Genomic DNA, 18,379 nt, shown 5'->3' on the forward strand with positions numbered 1-18,379 from the left:
TACTCCTTTTAACAACAAGTATTTTCCAAAACTTTTTCCCACTGTTATTCAGTCCATTTCCATTCCGTAATGTTATCAGTCGCTGGCCAGCCATGACCATGAACATGGATTCGTTGTTCCCCAATATCTAATCCATCCTTCACTAAATATAAGTGATTAATATTTACTAACCATGCCCAAGGTGCATCGCCTTTCGCACTTAACCCCGTTTCTCCATCCCATTGAGCTTTTTTCCAATATTCAATGGCTTCTTTTTCATCTGTAGCACGAAGAGCCTTCTCAAAATATTCATCAACGGTTTGATTTTCATAAAAGCCGGTGTTGTAGTAGTCTACTCCTGCAAATTCACTACTATATATGTTGTACATCTCATGTGGGTCATGACTTCCCCAACCTAGAAGGACAGCATTTGAATGCATTTTCTTTTCAATAACATCCCAGCTTGCGCCTTCTAATGTAATATGAATACCAAGCGGCTTCATCATATCTGCAACTGCAATCGATAATGATTGTCTAACTGCATCACTTGCTAAATAATAAAGAGTGAATTCAGCTTTTAAAGTTCCCTTTTCTAGAATTCCATCTCCGTCACGATCCTTCCAGCCCGCTTCTTCTAAAAGTTTGCGTGCTCCTTCCATATCAGCGTCCTCAATGACTGTATCAGGATTCCACCAGGGTAGACCGTCAACTGAAGTATAGGCTGGTGTTCCTTGACCTTCTAATACACCATCTACAAGCGCTTGTCGGTCTACCGCCATATTAATGGCATGTCGAATGGCAGGATCCGCTGTTACATCATTTCCAATTGGATCACCATCTTCAGTGATGTCTCCTGATTTTACAAACGGGAACACAATCCCTCGGTTATCAACGGTTTGAATCGATTCTAATCTCATTCCTGGAACTGTCTGTTTGCTAAATGCAGCTGGTATATAAGCAAGATCAACTTCACCTGCTTGAGCAGCAGCAAATGATGCATCCTCACTTAAAAATAAGAACGTCATCTTTTTAAAATATGGCTGCTTGTCGTAGTATTCAGGATTTGCTTCTACAATAACCTGTTGGCCTTTGTCCCACTGTACAAGTTTAAATGGCCCAGAGCCAATTGGATTTTCTGCATAGTCTTCACCATAAGCATGCTTTGGAACAATCCCTGTTCCAATCAATGTATTAACAAATGTAGATTGAGGCTCTTTTAATGAGAATGTGACTGTGTAATCATCCACTTTCTCAACTTTATCCAATACGTGTAAATCTACAACTGAACCTGCATTAGCAGCCGTTTCAAACGTGAATTCGACATCATCTGCTGTTAATGGCTGTCCATCTGAGAATTTTACATCCTCACGTATGTGTACTGTCCAAACTTTTCCGTCTTCACTCACGTCATACGTGGTTGCTAAATCATTCACAATAGTAAGCTTGTCGTCTCTTTTTAGAAGTGTGCTCTGAAACAGTGGTGAACCATAGCGGCCCCACCCTGTTGTTGGATCAAAACCTGTTTCAGGCTCCGCTCCAAAGGCCAGCACAAGCTCATCCTTTTTCTTTTCGTTATCCTTGCTATTACCAGTCCTTACTTCATCCAGTTTCGATTGGTTACAGCCTGATAGGACCAATAAAAAAACAAGAACCACTGCAATATATCCAAATGATTTTCGTCTCAATAGATTCACCTCGTGTTATATTTTTCTTCTATATGTAAGGGTATATCCTATATACTTTCGATCGGTGCGACTGTAAACTTTCCATAATGTACACCTTTCAAACTAGTTAGTTTATTACTGAGTATCTGGATATCCTTCGCTTTTCCCTTTACGATGATTAACTCAAGGCAATTATGATGATCGAGATGAAAATGAGTTGTGGACATAATCAGATCATGCATCTCATGTTGAGTTTTTGTCAGCTCTTCCATTAAATTTCTTTTGTGATGATCATAAAATAGTAAAATGCTTCCCGCAACGATTTGATCATCCTTTTCCCATGAATGTTGGATCAGGGCGTCTCGAACAAGATCGCGAATCGCTTCTGAGCGATTTTCATACCCTTTTTGCTTCACCATATTGTCAAACTTCCGAAGCAAATGCCCTTCCATCGAAATCCCAAATCTCTTTAACATTGAATCTTCCATTATTTCCTCCTTGAATTTCATTGATTACTACCTAATCTATAAAAAGTTAACTAACTGACGTAACACATTTGTTATCATTCGTGACACGATAAGGCGTACAGAGAGAATGAATGGCAATGTATTTATATTAGTATCCTAGCATCAATTATGCAACAATTAAAACTATGTTAAAAATAAATAACCCGATTAAATGATAATCTTCTCCAATTCATGCACAATTTGAAATATGGGACAAACTTTTGATTTTATGGGACATTCGATTAAATAAATGGGACACGAATACAAGTTTATGGTACATATCCGTTCCTATTTGGGACACAATTTCGAGAATATGGGACATACCTAACATTTCGTCAAGGTATGACCAGGGTTTGTGCCGCAACACAATATGAGTGTTACATTTTTTTATAAAAGTAACACCCTTCAACAATTTGTACTTAAATCTTGCAAAGTCATATAGAAGTTAGTACAAATTTGATAGGCCGAACGATAGAAGGATAAGGATAAATCAAAAAGCATGAGACATGCAAGATGAGTAGGTTAAGTAATCAAGTTAAACAAATGAATATAGACAAAAAACAAACCACAAGGAACTAAAGCCTTGTGGTTTGTACGTTTTTCTAGCTTTCTATTCTTTTCAGCTTTTTAGCACTAATTTCTGCTCTTCTATTTCATAAACAGAATCAGCCACTGTCTTAACAAAAGTATGATCATGCGAAACTAGAAGCACTGTCCCTTCGTATCCAAGCAAAAATCGCTCCAATGCCTCCAAACAAAAGAGATCCAAAAAGTTTGTTGGTTCATCCAAAACCAATATATTATACCTTCCCAAAAATAGCTGACACAGTACTAAACGGATTGCCTCTCCACCACTTACATTCTGGACATTCTTTTTTAAATCATTGCCAGTAAAATTCATGGCGTGAAGGACAGCTCGGATTTTACTCTCCTCGTAGTCACTTCGGTTTTTAATAAAATCAAAAACGGTTTCTTCTACTGAAAATCGATAATCCATTTGTTGATACGTTCCTATGACGGCTTTTGGCGAGACCGTAATCCCTTCACCATGTTTAACAATATGGTGAAGCAATGATGATTTACCTGAACCATTTTTACCTTTTATAGCAATCGTCTTTCCTAAAGGGAATTGAAAGTTCACTTCTTTTAGTAGTGGTTTGTCCCCTGCTTTAAGCGTTACCCTTTCCCCCATAATTGGAAACTTATTGTGTAATTGAAGAGCCTTTGATTGATGAAAACGAATGATTTGTTCTCCTTTAGGTGCGTCAACCGATTTGAGTTGTTCCACTCTGTGTTCGATCGCTTTCGCTGCACGTTGCATGGATTTTTGACTTGTACCTTTTGATTTCGTTTCAATTATTCGATTTCCTTTAGCTCTTGTTACTTTTTTATCTCCTTGTGTTATTTTTTGTGCCTTTTGCATTTTTTCCTCAGCCGCTTTTAGTAGACGTGCTTTTTCTTTTACATATTTTTCGTGCTGTTCTAGAAGTTGTTTCTTCTCACGTTCTTTTTGAGAAACATATTCGGTATAGTTCCCTGTATATTCGGTTACTTTTCCGTCTTTTACTTCCCATATTTTCGTTACCAGTTGATCTAATACATACCGATCATGGCTCACAAGCACGAGTGCACCATAGTAGTAAGTCAACTCCTCAATAAAAAACTGTACGCCTTCTGTATCAAGATGCGTGGTTGGTTCATCTATTAATAAGGCTTCGTGATAATCGGAAAAAAGTTGCGCGAGCTTCAGTCTCGTTTTTTCGCCACCACTAAAGTTTTCAAGTTCTGTTTCTGGAATGACCAATCTCCCTTTTAGTTCGTAATCAATCTCTGATTCGTTAGGTGGTGTTAATTGATCAAAATAAGCAAAATCTGCGTGACAATTCACTTTTCCACTAGTCGGTTGGATGATCCCCGCTAATAACTTTAATAATGTACTCTTGCCTGCACCATTTTTCCCAACAATTCCAATTCGGTCAAACTGATGGATCGTTAAATGATCAATTTCTAATACCGTTTTATCTAAAAAATTTATCTCTATATTTTTCAATTCAAAACATATTTTTTCCATTTTTGCTACCTCCCGAAAATTAATCATTTCGTATCGATAGCTAGGACCGATACGAGCTTCTATTTCAAGCTCGTATCAAAAGAATAATAAAAATTGCATGAATCTCTCCTCCTCTTTCACTTCTCATTTTCCATACGGTCAAATAATAAAAATTCACACGCATCTGCCTGTGATCGAAGAGTAAAGGGAAAGAGAACCATCCTTATTAGGGCTTTCAGAAGCCGTCAGCAAATAATCCTACCAAATGACTTTATTTAGGAAGGAAAATAAAGCAAAAAGAAAGGAAGGCAGAACAATCCGCCTTCCTATACATGATATATTTCCATCCTAGAAACCTAGCATTTTGACCATGTTCAAAAAGATGGACAAATAGCTCGTAACGAGTGGATGTTTATAAAAATATGAAATGAGAATTATTAAAAAAGACAGACGTATCCCGTTTACTCTGTTTACACAAACAGAGACTTTGACCGTATTCAATTACTGGTTCAAAGTTAGGGACCATAGTCTAGGTATCATTTTTTAATAATCCTCCTTACCGTTCAAAAGTATATTGATTATTATAGATTCTCTTTTAAAAATTGTCAAAGATTGATATTGTTTTGGATTCAAACATTCTTAAGTCCACGAAAAGGCATTACGTTAGGTTCTAGGGTACATTCATTGTGACTAGACAAAAAAAGACCCAGAACATTTTCTTTTCGCAATCTGGGTCTAAGACTAACTATACTTTTGATTGGTTCACCTAGAGGGTCCCTTAGCTGACTATATGACTTCTTTTTAATTGAAAGCTAAATTTTTTATTGAACTTCCTGTAAGAAATCAACCATAATTTCTGTAAATTCGTCAGGTTTATCGTAATGTATATCGTGACCTGGGGTATCTACATCAATTCTTTTTCCATTTTCTAATAATTCAACCACACGATCCGCATCTTCATCCGATAATGCCGCTACTAATAAATCACCATCATAGCTTGTATTAGCTTTTATAAATACTGTAGGGAGTTTGATTTTTGACAACACTTCTGACTGGTTATAGTCTGCAAACCAAGAATTATCATAAAATGCTTCTCCAAATTTGCGATCATATGGATAGGTGGCGGACTCAAATATTCGATTTATCTGTGGTGGTAAATATTTTAAGTGGACTGGTTCATTTAGATGTTTTTGATGATAAGCTACAGCATCTTTTGAAAATTTATTCCACAGAAAATCCCCAAAGACATTTTTCCAATAACTTCTCTCTAAACTATACTTGAAATAATCCTTTTCTTTGTCTTGATTTTTAAAGTCTTCGTATAATTGAAAGCCATATACCCACACATATGTGTTTTCTCTTCTACCAGGTTCAGTTGAGAAGAAAGGTGAATCCTCAATAACAGCACCCAGTACACGTTCTGGTGCATAAGCTGCTATCCATGCAGCAATCATTCCACCTGACGAGTGACCCGAAACTACTGTTTTTTCTCCGATCACTTCATCAATAAATTCGATCAAATCCTCTGCCATTACTTTAGCAGAATACTTCTCAGGATTCATATCCGATTCTCCGTGTCCGTGGCAATCAACAGCGAATACATGGTAATGCTTTGATAACTCTGGCAAAACTTTCGCATAATCCTCCCATGTCATACCTTGACCATGTATGAGTAGAAGTGGTGTTTTCCCATTGTTTGGGCCTTCTCCATAATTTAGGATTGTACCATCCTTTAGCTCTACTTGTTTTTCAACAAATCCTGCTCGATACATTTTTTTTAGTGGTTTCTCAATATACGTAATATTGTTATAAAAGTAACTTCCAACCACAAATACTATGAATACTAAAATGCCAATCGTGATTATTCTCTTCAATATTAAATCGAATCCTTTCTTATCTTGTATATCCAACATAATGAAGGCTTTCGTCTCATTCTTCACAATCAGTAGTTGTTACTCTTTACATTCTTTAGCATTATAAACCGCCTCTACAAGATGCATAAATTTTTCGTGCTTTACCAGGGCAATTCCCTGTGCCTCATCACCTAAAACTAATAACGTTTCTTCAGGTGAAATATTAAATATCTTTCTAGCTTTTTTCGGAATGACGATTTGTCCCCTTTCTCCAACCTTAACAGTTCCAAAAACGTGTTTCCCCTGAGGTTGTATGCCTATTCCGCCCTTTGCTTCGAATGATTGACTAAATCATCCAGTGTCACTCTATACAATTGGGACAAAGCTATACAATTATTAATATCAGGTACAGTTTCGCCACTCTCCCATTTTGCTACTGCTTGTCTGGATACATTTATTTTTTCAGCGACCTCTTCTTGTGTAAATCGGTGAGCTTTTCGTAATTCTTTCAGATTCATATTTATCATACTTTTCACACCCCATACTCATTAAATCATGATTTCCTTATCATTCAACCAATTAAACACAACATAAAGTGTTATATTCAGTTAACATTTCTCTGTCCTTTTTTTTTTGGAATAACTATGCGGATTTTCCGAAACTAGGATTGTAGTCCATATCACTTACTTATAACCTAACGTTAGAATGTTCAGTTTCTGTGAGGTACATTCGTACTTTGATGGTAATGATTACCTTCTAAATCAATTATCTAAATACCTATGAGAAGAATATAAAAAAAACCGTAAATTCAGAGGATAACTTTGAATTTACAGTTTTTTGATAGTATTATATCCAGATTGATTTAACTGCAGTTTACAATGTGTGTTTTAATTATAATTTCGCGATCCGATATAAAACTCCATAATGCTTATGGTTTACCACATAATTATTTAGCAATACAATATGATTTGGTTTAGACAGTTCCTCTTTCAATTAGCTTGACATCGATTTCCTTACTAGAGATAGCATCATCTATAGCTTGAAGGAAGAGGCTTTTCCCTATTTCCAAAAGTGGTATTTCTATTGAGGTAATATTCATCATTTTAGCGATCGGTTCATTATTAAAGCCAATAATTGCGATATCCTCTGGAATAGAGATTGCCCTTTTTTGACAAGTTATGACGATTCCTGCTGCGACTTGATCACTCGTTACCAACAATGCAGTTGGAGGGTTTTTCATCTTATTTACTTGGTCAACAACTTTTTCTCCATCTTCGAAGTACAAAGTCTTGTCTATGACAAATTCTGGACGGTACGGCAGGTTATATTTCTCATGAAATGTTTTATAGGCGAGATTCCTCATCGAACTATTCGCACCTGATTTTCTCCCGATACAATATCCTATTTTTCGATGACCCTTTTCGTACAAGTACTTTAATGCTTTATAAAAAGCTTTATAATGGTTCACAAAGGTTGTTGAACAGTTCACACTTTGGTTATCTTCGCTCAAAACAATTGGACCAAATGGCAAATGCTCCTCAATGATGGACAAATCACTTGTCCTTGAACAGATAATCAGAGCATCAATTTGTTTTTGTTTTAACATATGTAGTGCTTCTATCTCTCTATCTACTTTATAGTCGGTTTGAAATAATACCAACTTATAATTATTGATGATCGCCTGATTGCTTATTCCCTTTAAGATTTGAGAGAAAAAAGGATGATCGAAATACGGGAGAACAACCCCAATCAAATTTGTCTTTCCCCTACTTAAATGGACTGCATTTATATTTATTTGATAATTTGTCTTTCTAATCGCATCTAAAACGGCTTCTCTTTTTTCCTGACTCACATATGGATGTTTATTTAATACCCGAGATACAGTTGTGACCGAAACCCCAGCTAATTTTGCCAAATCTTTAATGTTCGTCATTCACACGTTCACCTACCTTATTAATCAACAATTAACATAGGAAATAGAACTTATGGTTTTATCATTGTTAACCTCAGTGTAGGTATGATACTCATTTGATGTCAAACTTTTTTAACTTTCTCTTGCCCTGAAACGCGTTTCATCAACTAAACTACAACTCATAAGGGGTATCTCCATTAGATAAACCTCTTACGACAAAGTTGATCTAAGATCGGCGAAACGGCTTGTCCGGTCGTGACGATAAATTTCAACTTTTGTCTGAATGATATCCAAACTGAAAATGGGTAATCATCTAACTAAATTTGCATACAAAAATCCTAAATAGAATGTTGCTTGGTGAATAATACATTTTTACAATTGATTCTCTTATTTGCTAAATCAAAAACTGCTTTGGTCTAAATAAATGATGTTTACTCACACACCATCTAAAATTGGCAGTTATGCTAGCCCTCTAAAACAAAACAGACTACTCATGTAGCAAATGCTATTGTTTTTAAGCGTTTATTTCTTCAAACGCATCCCTGATAAAGTAAAAAATCCACATCTCTTCCTTTCTAGTAGTACTGGTTAGTCCCTTTTATATCTAATTAAAGTTTAGACTTATAAGGCTACAAATATCTAATGGCGTGATTACTCCATAAACGGATTACTAAATTTTTATATATTAATATACTATTACATTTAGCCAAGTATATCCTTGTTACAATAATCTCCCCTGTAAGCTTAAATAGTCATAATATAAGGTGCGTTAATTCTTCAAGGTACAATGCACATTTTATTCTAATATAATTTAAGATTGGATTATTTTAATAAATATTTATAGACCCATTACTGGAAAAGGTTACCGATTATTAATACAAGTATATTTACTTTAATAGCAATGATTTGGAATACTTTTATAGATTTACAATATCTGTATATATAATACTTTTTTTGACATATTATGATAATATTTCCTGAGCAAGGGGAGGTTGGCAAAGGAGGAGATATTATATGAAACGTGCTAGTTATATTTTAGTGTTAACTATGCTTTTTTCAATAATATTTACTGTGTTACCTATTAATAGCACTAATGTTGCAGAAGCAGCATCATCAATTAATCCAAAAAATTGTACTAAAGATATATCTAATGGATGGTGCTATAGATTAGATGCCCCTCATTTTAATGGGGACGTGTACCATGTACATATTTATAAAAAGACTGTTCATTATTATTGTATTAGATTGGATAATTTAAGTGAATGTGATAAAGGTAAGAACAAGGTTCATAAATTTGGGGATTTACCTGGTTATGTTCAAGATAAGGTAATGAATGATAAGTCAGTACAAGATAGAGCAAAACAGTATAATAAAAGCGCACAAAGCTGGGCCGATAAGATCCCTAAATGGGCTTTAGTTAGTGCTGCAGCAGTCTTAGTTGCACTTGCTTCCATCACAGTATTCTTCCCTGGGGATGACGTTTTTGCATGGGGAGTACTATTAAGGGCTTTAGCATAACTTAAGAAAAATAAATACCTCCCCTTGATAGTGCACTAATTTTAGTGCACTATTTTAATAAAATATCTTGAATATCAAAAGGTGATATAAGTGTCTTTAAAAATAGAAAAAGTTGATATAAGTCCATTATTAAAGGATGTTAATATTCAGATAGAGGAAAATAGCATTACCTCTATTTTAGGAAAGAATGGAAGTGGTAAAACAACATTATTAAAAGTATTGTCTGGTCTTATTATTCCGAATGCAGGATTACTGAGCTATAAAATGGATTTTCAAATAGATTATTCAAATATTAATATAATAAAATTGAATAAAGTTTTAAATTTTTTAAAGAAAAAAGTAAAATATATACCCGCAAATATTGACCTCTTCGAGAATGCTACAGTTATACAAAATATAAAATATCTTCTCTTAGTAAACAACATTACTTTGAAGGATAAGGAAACTGAATTGTTAAAATATCTAAATTATTTTGGGCTAGAAGGATCTTTGGACAAGAAAATCGGTTCACTTTCGCACGGAAGCAAAAGAAAAATAGTAATTATTTGTTCATTATTATTTCCAAACGAATATTTGATTTTAGATGAGCCAACGTTGGGTTTCGATAGTACTAGTACTTATAATTTTTTTGAGTTAATTAAAAAATTAAACAAAACTATAATTATTTCTACTCATGAAATAGAATACGCAAAAGAAATAAGTACTACTATTTATCATATTACAGATCGGGTTATCAATAAAGAGAGGTAAGAAGTATTGAAACTTATTAAAGCAGAATACCTAAAATTATTATTTACATATATTAAAAATAAGAAGACAACTTTATTCTCACTCTTATTACTAGTTATAATTATTGGAATTACATTAAACATTTACGAAAATCGCTTTCATGATTTAGATGAAATTAGCTCTATTATACTTGGAACTATATTTTTAATTAGAATAATGTTAAGTGGTTTAATGTTTCCTATTTCTCAGCTTGCAGAGGATATAAATAGAAATAGTCTAGATAATATAATGGCAATTTCAAACTATAATTTAGAAAACCAAGTATTAATCCGTAGTGTATTTTCATCAATATTCAATGTATTTATAGCATTATTTTTTATCTTTTTAATTAATTTAATAGCTCCAGTTTCGTTGGATAAAAATTTAAATTTATATATTATGCTTTTAGTAATCGGTATTATTGGTTCATTCAGTGTAATTGGTTTAGGATTTATAATGGCTTCGATTGTTTGGAAATTTAACATTAAGTTACCTATAGTAATTTTAAGTCAAATACTTTTAACCCTACTAATCTTTGCTACACCGTTTGAAAGTTTTCTTATTCCGTTTTCTAACACAAAGTTATTCGTTATTAATCTATTTGATGGTTATACACCAAATTTTGTATTCTTTATCAAGCATTGTATAATTGTTCTTGTAAACTCGATATTTTATTTATTACTCGGTTATTTATTTTTCAAATTTACTAGAATAAACATTATTCAAAATAAAATAAAAGGATGGAATGATCAAAATGATAATTAGTAGAGAATTTAATTCTAATTCACTTGAAATTTGGAAGGTAGAAGTACCTAACATATCAAGTATAAATTATTTGGTTATTGCGGATCAGAAGAGACCAAGTACATTAGAAGACTATCCTTGGTTTAGTGAAGCAGATAAAGAATTTTTTGAACCAAGAGAGAATTTTATAAAGATTCAATTTATCTCAGAAAAAGATTTAGAGAGTTTAAACTTATCCCATAGTGAAATATCTAATGTAGCAGAAAACTTATTAGGGCATGTTGCACAAGGTTATTGTAACTGGAATATAGACTTTTTGATAAAAAACAATGCAGAAGATTATATAAATGAATTATTAGAGAATCACGGATTTAACAGAGATAATACTTCAAAATTTAAATATCTTTCGCAGGATTAAATACTGTTCACTTGGTTATATAGATCAGTATTTTCCATATCAATCCACACCGATTACAAAAAATCCTAATATTCAGTTAGTGAATATTGGGATTTTTTATTTTTTAAATTTATAAAGAGTTAATATTAACTTGAAAATTCATTGAGCAAAATCTACTTAACTACTTTTATGATTACGGCCATCAAAATGTACCACCTCTGACATAGTTTTTACCACCGAATGACAAGGAATGTACCAGTTAATGCCATGCGTTTACCACTTCATACCTTTGTATAATTAATAGGCACACCTACGGGTGTGACATTTTTTATATGGAGGTATTTTTTTATGATCCATTATCAAAAGATTTTGGAATTACACGATGAGGGAATCAGTCTAAGAGGAATCGCTGCAAGCACTGGTAACTCTCGTCAAAAAATAACAGAGATTATTCGTCTAGCTCAAAAGAAGGGATTAGTTTGTCCTTTAGATGAAGAAATGACGGATAAATGGATTGAGGAGTTTCTCTTTCCAGAGAAATCTCTGGAGGGGTCAGGGCGACAGCCATTGAACTTTGATTATATTCATGAAGAGTTAGCTAAGCCTAACGTGACACTTTCTCTTTTACATCATGAATATGAAGCAGAGTGCCGAGTAAACAACAAGATTCCTTACTCCTATCGTAGCTTTGTGCGCCATTACAGTAGATACGCAGATAAGCATAAAGCTACTTTACGTATTCGTAGAAAACCAGGTGAAATTATGGAAGTTGATTGGGCTGGATCCACATCTTACATCATTGATAGAGATACTGGGGAAAAAGTTAAGGCGTATGTTTTCGTTGCGACATTGCCGTGCAGTCAATTATCTTATGCGGAAGCAACCTTATCAATGGATTTACATTCATGGATTACCGCACACAACAATGCATACCAGTATTTTGGTGGTAGTACACAAATTATTGTGCCAGATAATCTTAAAGCAAGTGTGACGAAACATACCACACGCGAGTTAATCTTAAACCCTACTTATAGGGAAATGGCAGACTACTACAATACTGTGGTCATGCCTGCTCGGGTCCGTACCCCGAAGGATAAAGCTAATGTAGAAGGTTCAGTTAATGTTATCTCTACATGGATCATCGCGGCCTTAAGAAATACACATTGTTTCAGTATTGATGAATTGAATGAAGTAGTTTGGAAGAAACTAGCTGATTTTAATGAGCGTCCCTTTACGCGTAAAAAAGGGTGTCGTCTCTCGGCGTTTGAGGAAGAGGAGAAATTCGCACTTTCCCCCCTACCATCTACGCCTTATAAAATGTCTGAATGGAAAACAGCAAAAGTACGTCCTGACTATCACATCTCTGTCGATAGTATGTTTTATTCAGTGCCATATGAATATATCAATCGACAAGTCGAAGTGAAACTTTCAGACGACCTCGTTGAGGTATATTTCAATCATATGCGGGTAGCTTCCCATAAACGATTATATGGGAAATTCGGTCAATTATCTACTATTCGTGATCATATGCCAGAAAATCATAAGTTATATGTTGATCAAACGCCTGAAGCTGCTTTTGAGTGGGCTGAAAATATCGGAGCATCAACCTTAACAGTCGTTAAATATATTTTAGATACTTCTCAAACTGTTTATTGCAAAATAAAAGTGCAGAGCTTTGCAACGAAAAAATGCAGAGTCCGGCACTAGATTTAATAAGTGCATAAAAAAAGACTTGCCAGTCACCCCAAGTCCCACTACATTAATTGTGTCGAGCAATTTTTGGAGTGGAGGTAGAAAGGATGCTAGCAATGTCTGATATTAATTGTATCAAACACTTACGAGACAAAAAAGGATTATCAATAACAAAAATTAAGGAAACTTTAGGGATTAATTGGAGAACAGCTAAGAAATATGCAGATGAAAATCAATTACCTAAGTCTAAAATTAAAGAGTCTAAAGGTATGATGCATACTGAAAAATGGGGAGAAATAGTTTCAGATTGGCTCTTTGAGGATAGTAGATTAAAGAGGAAATTACGTAGAACAAAAAAAACAGATCTATAAAGATCTTCAGGACCTTGGATTTGAAGGTTCCTACAGAACAGTATGTTACTTTATAACAGATTGGGAGAATAGCCATAATGAGGAGCACGATAAAGGCCATGAACGGCTAGAACATCCTCCAAGTGAAGCACAAGTAGACTTTGGTGTTATGGAAGTTGTTAAAGATGGTGAGTTTGTGGATACTCATGCGTTAGTAATGTCGTACCCTTACAGTAATGCGGGGTTTGCGATACCATTACCTTCTGAAAATCAGGAATGTTTTCTTGAAGGATTGAAGCTTTTATTTAAACAATGTGGAGGAGTTCCGAGAAAAATACGGATTGATAATTTAACTCCAGCTGTTAAGAAGGTGAGATCAAAAACTGAAGCGGCACAGCTAACAGATGCCTTTATACAATTTCAGAATCACTATGGGTTTGACGTACAAGTATGTAATCCACGTAAAGGTAATGAAAAAGGAAGTGTGGAAAATAAAGTAGGTTATATCCGATACAACTTCTTTACAACTTCACCAGTTATGAATAGTTACGAGGATTTTACAGAAACACTTCGTGTTCAACTTGAAAAGGACCGCCAGAGACTTCACTATGAGAAAGAAGTTTTGATCGAAGATCTTTGGAATGATGAGAAGAACTATTTGCTTGAGTTACCTGAGGAGGACTATCCAGTCTTTAAAGAGATTGAGGCAAAAGTTAATAAATATAATGAAGCAAAGTTAGATAATACTCTGTTACATATCCCGAAAGCATCGAATTACCCTTTTATATACTTTGTAGTTACTTGGAATAAATATAAAGCTGTATCACCTGATGGAGAAATTCTCTTTGAAGATTTTAGACCTTACATGAACAAAAAGAGAGCTATTCCATGGCTGTCCATTTTCAAGGATTGGATACGAAAACCAAGAGCGGTAACATATTCAAGATATCAGAAATACTTACCTGGCCGCATCAACGACTACTTGAAGGTTGAAGATTTAGTCGTTAGGAAGGAAAGATTAGTAGAAATAGTAAGCTTACTAGTTACACATGATATAAAAAGAATTAATGAGGAATTTTATGACTTAATATCTGGAAACAATGAAAACCCCTTCGGGCTAGATTGGGAAGAGTATGATTCATTGGCACCTACAGGAGGTGACAATGAATGAGCGAGCAAATTCGTTCAATGTGTAAGTCTTTAAGACTGGCTTATGTTTCTGAAATATATGAGTCAATTCCCTTTGAATCTCCAAGCCAGTTCTTAGAGGAATTATTTAAGGAAGAGTTTCGATTACGTGATCAAGCAAAGGTACAGCGCTTAATTAAAAATGCTAAATTCTTAGACTCGAAGAGTTTGAGTAACTATGAATGGACCGAAAGGATTCGATTTCCTACACAGATTGATAAAGATGGTTTAATGAGCCTAGATTTCATCAAGCAGAAGCAAAACGTAGTTTTGATTGGCGCTCCTGGGACTGGAAATTATGAAAAGACTTTGTTTATGGAAAGATATCTATATTAATCGTAAAATTTGTATACTGTATATCAAATATCTTTCCATAATAAACAAAAATTCTTATCTACAAAATTGCTCCAACCACTTCAATAGATCTGTGTCCTCATCCCAAACTGGGGTATCTTGCGTTAAAACCTCCATATATGCGGCTTCTAATGCTTTCCTTTTTATTTCCGTATTTGCCCTTAAATAAATTTCAGTGGTAGTAACATTTACATGGCCTAATAAATCTCTTATATAAATCAGATTTACTCCCGCCTCTAATAAATGCATAGCCTTTGTATGTCTAATCATATGAGGATGAAGTCTATTAGGAAACAGAATATCTAAATGAGCTTCCTTAGCCTTTTGTAAATACTTTTTTAAAATGTATGTTATACCTGGCCTCGTAAATGGGCGGTTATTACTATTATAGAAAAGTGGATAATCTTGTTTCCCGTTTTCCAATAGATTATTTTCTTTCATGTAATTCTCCAACAGATCTCGAGTTTTATCCATCATAGGAACACTTCTACGTTTATTACCTTTGCCTGTTAAGGTAATAGTGGCGGGCTTAGTGAGTCGAACATCTCTTGATTTCAAATCTATTAATTCTTGTACACGTGCACCAGTATCATATAATATAGCCATTAATGTTAAATCACGGCGACCTTTTTTCCTGCTGGTATCCGGTTGTTCCAATATATGCTTTAAGCATTCCTGTGAAAGAAATTCCACAGTCTTTTTTTCTCTTTTTTTAAAGGGAATTCCTAATATTCGTTGGCATTCTAATATATATTCAGGATTTTCTGACTGTGTATATCGGTAGAAACTATGGATAGCTGCTAATCTTTGGTTACGGGTGTTAATGCCAACTTTACGCGTCTTTTCAAGCCAAAGAAGAAAATCCTTAATATTTTGTGCATTTATTTTTTCGAGGGTAAGGTGCTCTGGCCTTGTTTTCAATTCTAAATTAAAATAAATTAACACTTGTTTAAATGTATCCCGATAGGACTTTATCGTATTAGTACTAACATTACGCTGGCTTGGAAGATAATCGGAAAGGAATCGTGTGAGCGTTCTGGCAAAGTCAGTTTGTTTCATCAGACGATACCTCCGGTATTAAAGTTGAAAAATTATGTTCGACTGACCTAATAATTTTTGGATATAAATCAGCAGTTAGCCTTAAATAATGTTGTGTACCCCTTAAATCAACGTGCCCTAGAAATGCAGAAAGGTAGGGAAGGAGATTCGTGATATCTTCTTCATTTAAGACCCATTTTTTTAAGCAATGCACCGCAAAAGTGTGCCTGAAATCATGGAGTCTTGGCCCCCTTCCACTATGAGAAATTCCAGCCTCCCATATAATATCTCTAAATAGTTTATATATCGTACTTTCCTTATAACGTCCTCCATAAGGAGATCTGAATAAAAAGGTATCACTAGACTCTATAAGATTAGATTCTTCTATAAACAGACGACAACGCTCAGTCAGTGTCTCGGCCATTGGGACTTTGCGCTCTTTTCCAAATTTCGTATCCCGAATGAATAGAGTTCCCTGATTTAAATCAATATCTTTTTGCTTTAAATTTAATGCTTCTGAAATCCGTAGCCCACAACCATATAAAATACGGAACAGTAAAGGTAGGGTCAGATGCCTGTTGGGAGAAACATCTGAAATAGGATAACTGTCGCATATGGTAAAAATATTCCTTAACTCAATTTCTGAAAAGATGTACGGGACATATGAATATCTATCAATCGAAATGGTTGCAACTGGAAAAACGTATGCCTCGTACCCAAGACGAACCATGTATGTAGCCAGCCCGCGTATGATAGAGATTCTTCCGTTTCTAGTACTGAGAGTCTCATTTGATCTTTTTTCTGTCCAAAGTAACACTAATTCTTTCGGAAGTTTTATTTCTAATAAATTTTCATTGGCCGCCAAATTGTCAAAATGCTTTAAAAGTGAAGCGCCTTTTCTGTATTTATAACCAACAGACTTCTTTTCCTCAATATACCCATGAATCAGTGGACCAAGAATACTTTGAAACACAACAGTTTCCTTAGACATTCTGAAGTACCTCCTCTGGGTCAATAGCACATTTTCTTAAACCGGCTATTCCTGTATGCAGATAGACATTGGTAGATTTAGAATTAAAATGTCCTAGGACTTCTGAAATTACTGATAATGGTGTTCCCTGTTCAAGCAAAGTACTCGCAAGAGTATGACGAAGCGAGTGTAATCCTTGCCTTTTTCCATCTGGAACAGTTATTCCAGAAAGTCTAGTATATTTTGTTATTATATTATGAAGATTAGCGTCTCTTCCAAAGGCCTCGTAGGGTGCATTCATCCGAATGAAAACGAAAGGAGAATTACTAATAGGACGACCATTTTTTAGGTAATCAATTAATGCCCAACCTATATCCTTTAAAATTGGATATGTTACGATACTCTTTGTTTTATTTTGTTTAAATTCTATCGTTTTTGATTGCCAGTTCAAGTCCGATAACTTCAAGGATTTGAGGTCTCCGACCCTTATTCCAAGTTTGGCAACCAAAAGCAGAATCGCATAATCTCTTTTTCCGGTTGGATTTCCTCTGTCAATACTATTCAACATTCGAATAACGTCCTCTTTATTCCAGACAGAAGGAACAGGTGGATAATAATATCTACTCTGTTTGGGAACTTTTAAAGATAAATTTTCATCCGTATGTTGGTTAATATAGAGAAATCTTAAATAAACCCTGAGAGCTGTTAAGATAGATGCAATGCTTTTTTCATGATATTTGTAAATTGTTTTTACGTAATCAGAAATTATCTCTGCAGTAATATCATTCGATTTCTGAATCTTTCTACTGTCAAGATAATCTATGAAAAAGAACAAACGCTGCATACGCGAACGTAGACCTCTTTTGGAGTACTCGTTATTTTCACATTCCTTTTCATAGGCAGTAAGTTCTGATTCAAATTGTGGTGGTTTAATATAACCTGGCTTTTTTACTATCCTTCGAATAATCACGCCGTGAAGCTGATAATCGCCTAGAACTCTTATTCTTCTAATGGGACCCTTGAGTCCTTTAGGCATAGCCTCCATATAATAGTTAACTGTGCAGTTGTATTTTTCCTTTAAAAAGTCTCTTCCTAATGCTTCTGAAAAATAGATTTCATCTTTTTCTTTCGCAAATGAAATAACTCTTTTGTAAAAAGCACGATAACCACAAATAGTGTTATATGCATAATTCAGCCTTTCTAGTTCAGATAAGACTTTTGAAACTAATTCTCCAATAGGAATTCGATTTTCCACATGGCACCTCCTAGATTTAATAAATCTATTGTGAGGTGTTATGGAAAGAAATAAACGTATATTTTAATTCAATTAGCGTATATACACTTATTTCTTTCCATAAACAAAAACTTTCGATAATTTCCATTATGAAAAGCTTTG

18 protein-coding genes are annotated in these 18,379 nt (G+C 34.5%); 8 read left to right on the forward strand and 10 right to left on the reverse strand.

Going from position 1 to position 18,379, the window contains the following annotated elements; translation table 11 throughout:
• Window positions 1–44: 44 nt before the first annotated feature.
• The 7 genes from ACWPVE_RS05775 to ACWPVE_RS05805 all read right to left on the reverse strand — a co-directional run bounded on the left by ACWPVE_RS05775 (window position 45) and on the right by ACWPVE_RS05805 (window position 7,985).
• Window positions 45–1,664 carry an ABC transporter substrate-binding protein gene (locus tag ACWPVE_RS05775; protein WP_453991540.1) on the reverse strand — a complete coding sequence of 540 codons (1,620 nt, stop codon included), beginning with the start codon at window positions 1,662–1,664 and terminating at the stop codon, window positions 45–47.
• A gap of 47 nt (window positions 1,665–1,711) precedes the next feature.
• The gene (nikR, locus tag ACWPVE_RS05780) at window positions 1,712–2,131 is read right to left on the reverse strand and encodes a nickel-responsive transcriptional regulator NikR (RefSeq protein ID WP_453991542.1); all 420 of its coding nucleotides are present in this window, start codon (window positions 2,129–2,131) and stop codon (window positions 1,712–1,714) included.
• A gap of 637 nt (window positions 2,132–2,768) precedes the next feature.
• On the reverse strand, window positions 2,769–4,220 hold the full coding sequence (locus ACWPVE_RS05785; RefSeq protein ID WP_453991544.1) for an Msr family ABC-F type ribosomal protection protein: 1,452 nt from the start codon (window positions 4,218–4,220) through the stop codon (window positions 2,769–2,771).
• 800 nt (window positions 4,221–5,020) lie between these two features.
• On the reverse strand, window positions 5,021–6,073 hold the full coding sequence (locus ACWPVE_RS05790; protein WP_453991546.1) for an alpha/beta fold hydrolase: 1,053 nt from the start codon (window positions 6,071–6,073) through the stop codon (window positions 5,021–5,023).
• Window positions 6,074–6,151: 78 nt separating this feature from the next.
• The gene (locus tag ACWPVE_RS05795) at window positions 6,152–6,373 is read right to left on the reverse strand and encodes an AbrB/MazE/SpoVT family DNA-binding domain-containing protein (RefSeq protein WP_453997382.1); all 222 of its coding nucleotides are present in this window, start codon (window positions 6,371–6,373) and stop codon (window positions 6,152–6,154) included.
• Window positions 6,370–6,579 carry a helix-turn-helix transcriptional regulator gene (locus tag ACWPVE_RS05800; protein WP_453991548.1) on the reverse strand — a complete coding sequence of 70 codons (210 nt, stop codon included), beginning with the start codon at window positions 6,577–6,579 and terminating at the stop codon, window positions 6,370–6,372. Before ACWPVE_RS05800 ends, ACWPVE_RS05795 begins: the two co-directional genes overlap by 4 nt.
• Window positions 6,580–7,025: 446 nt before the next feature.
• Window positions 7,026–7,985, reverse strand: a complete 960-nt coding sequence (locus ACWPVE_RS05805; protein WP_453991550.1) for a LacI family DNA-binding transcriptional regulator — start codon at window positions 7,983–7,985, stop codon at window positions 7,026–7,028.
• 993 nt (window positions 7,986–8,978) lie between these two features.
• Between ACWPVE_RS05805 and ACWPVE_RS05810 the strand changes: the two genes are divergently transcribed.
• The 8 genes from ACWPVE_RS05810 to ACWPVE_RS05845 all read left to right on the forward strand — a co-directional run bounded on the left by ACWPVE_RS05810 (window position 8,979) and on the right by ACWPVE_RS05845 (window position 14,957).
• On the forward strand, window positions 8,979–9,482 hold the full coding sequence (locus ACWPVE_RS05810) for a hypothetical protein (RefSeq protein ID WP_453991552.1): 504 nt from the start codon (window positions 8,979–8,981) through the stop codon (window positions 9,480–9,482).
• A 90-nt stretch (window positions 9,483–9,572) separates the two neighbouring features.
• Window positions 9,573–10,232 (forward strand): ATP-binding cassette domain-containing protein, encoded by a 660-nt coding sequence (locus ACWPVE_RS05815; RefSeq protein ID WP_453991554.1) that lies wholly within the window; start codon window positions 9,573–9,575, stop codon window positions 10,230–10,232.
• A 6-nt stretch (window positions 10,233–10,238) separates the two neighbouring features.
• Window positions 10,239–11,015 carry a hypothetical protein gene (locus ACWPVE_RS05820; RefSeq protein WP_453991556.1) on the forward strand — a complete coding sequence of 259 codons (777 nt, stop codon included), beginning with the start codon at window positions 10,239–10,241 and terminating at the stop codon, window positions 11,013–11,015.
• Window positions 11,005–11,412 carry a hypothetical protein gene (locus ACWPVE_RS05825; RefSeq protein WP_453991558.1) on the forward strand — a complete coding sequence of 136 codons (408 nt, stop codon included), beginning with the start codon at window positions 11,005–11,007 and terminating at the stop codon, window positions 11,410–11,412. Before ACWPVE_RS05820 ends, ACWPVE_RS05825 begins: the two co-directional genes overlap by 11 nt.
• Before the next feature lie 327 nt (window positions 11,413–11,739).
• The gene (gene istA, locus ACWPVE_RS05830) at window positions 11,740–13,098 is read left to right on the forward strand and encodes an IS21 family transposase (RefSeq protein ID WP_453991560.1); all 1,359 of its coding nucleotides are present in this window, start codon (window positions 11,740–11,742) and stop codon (window positions 13,096–13,098) included.
• 92 nt (window positions 13,099–13,190) lie between these two features.
• Window positions 13,191–13,454 (forward strand): hypothetical protein, encoded by a 264-nt coding sequence (locus ACWPVE_RS05835; protein ID WP_453991562.1) that lies wholly within the window; start codon window positions 13,191–13,193, stop codon window positions 13,452–13,454.
• Entirely contained in the window at window positions 13,447–14,604 is a 1,158-nt protein-coding gene (gene istA, locus ACWPVE_RS05840) for an IS21 family transposase (RefSeq protein ID WP_453997384.1), read from the forward strand. Before ACWPVE_RS05835 ends, istA (ACWPVE_RS05840) begins: the two co-directional genes overlap by 8 nt.
• On the forward strand, window positions 14,601–14,957 hold the full coding sequence (locus ACWPVE_RS05845) for an ATP-binding protein (protein ID WP_453991565.1): 357 nt from the start codon (window positions 14,601–14,603) through the stop codon (window positions 14,955–14,957). The genes istA (ACWPVE_RS05840) and ACWPVE_RS05845 overlap by 4 nt, the downstream gene beginning before the upstream one ends.
• Before the next feature lie 54 nt (window positions 14,958–15,011).
• Here ACWPVE_RS05845 and ACWPVE_RS05850 read toward each other — a convergent pair whose 3' ends face one another.
• The 3 genes from ACWPVE_RS05850 to ACWPVE_RS05860 are packed head-to-tail and all read right to left on the reverse strand — an operon-like array spanning window position 15,012 to window position 18,238.
• Window positions 15,012–16,034: a site-specific integrase gene (locus tag ACWPVE_RS05850; protein WP_453991567.1), complete on the reverse strand. Its 1,023-nt coding sequence runs from the start codon at window positions 16,032–16,034 to the stop codon at window positions 15,012–15,014.
• Entirely contained in the window at window positions 16,021–17,004 is a 984-nt protein-coding gene (locus ACWPVE_RS05855) for a tyrosine-type recombinase/integrase (RefSeq protein ID WP_453991569.1), read from the reverse strand. Before ACWPVE_RS05855 ends, ACWPVE_RS05850 begins: the two co-directional genes overlap by 14 nt.
• A complete protein-coding gene (locus tag ACWPVE_RS05860; protein WP_453991571.1) occupies window positions 16,997–18,238 on the reverse strand; it encodes a site-specific integrase in 1,242 nt (413 codons plus the stop codon). The genes ACWPVE_RS05855 and ACWPVE_RS05860 overlap by 8 nt, the downstream gene beginning before the upstream one ends.
• Between the last annotated feature and the right edge of the window lie 141 nt (window positions 18,239–18,379).

This window comes from Bacillus nitroreducens (assembly GCF_964021195.1).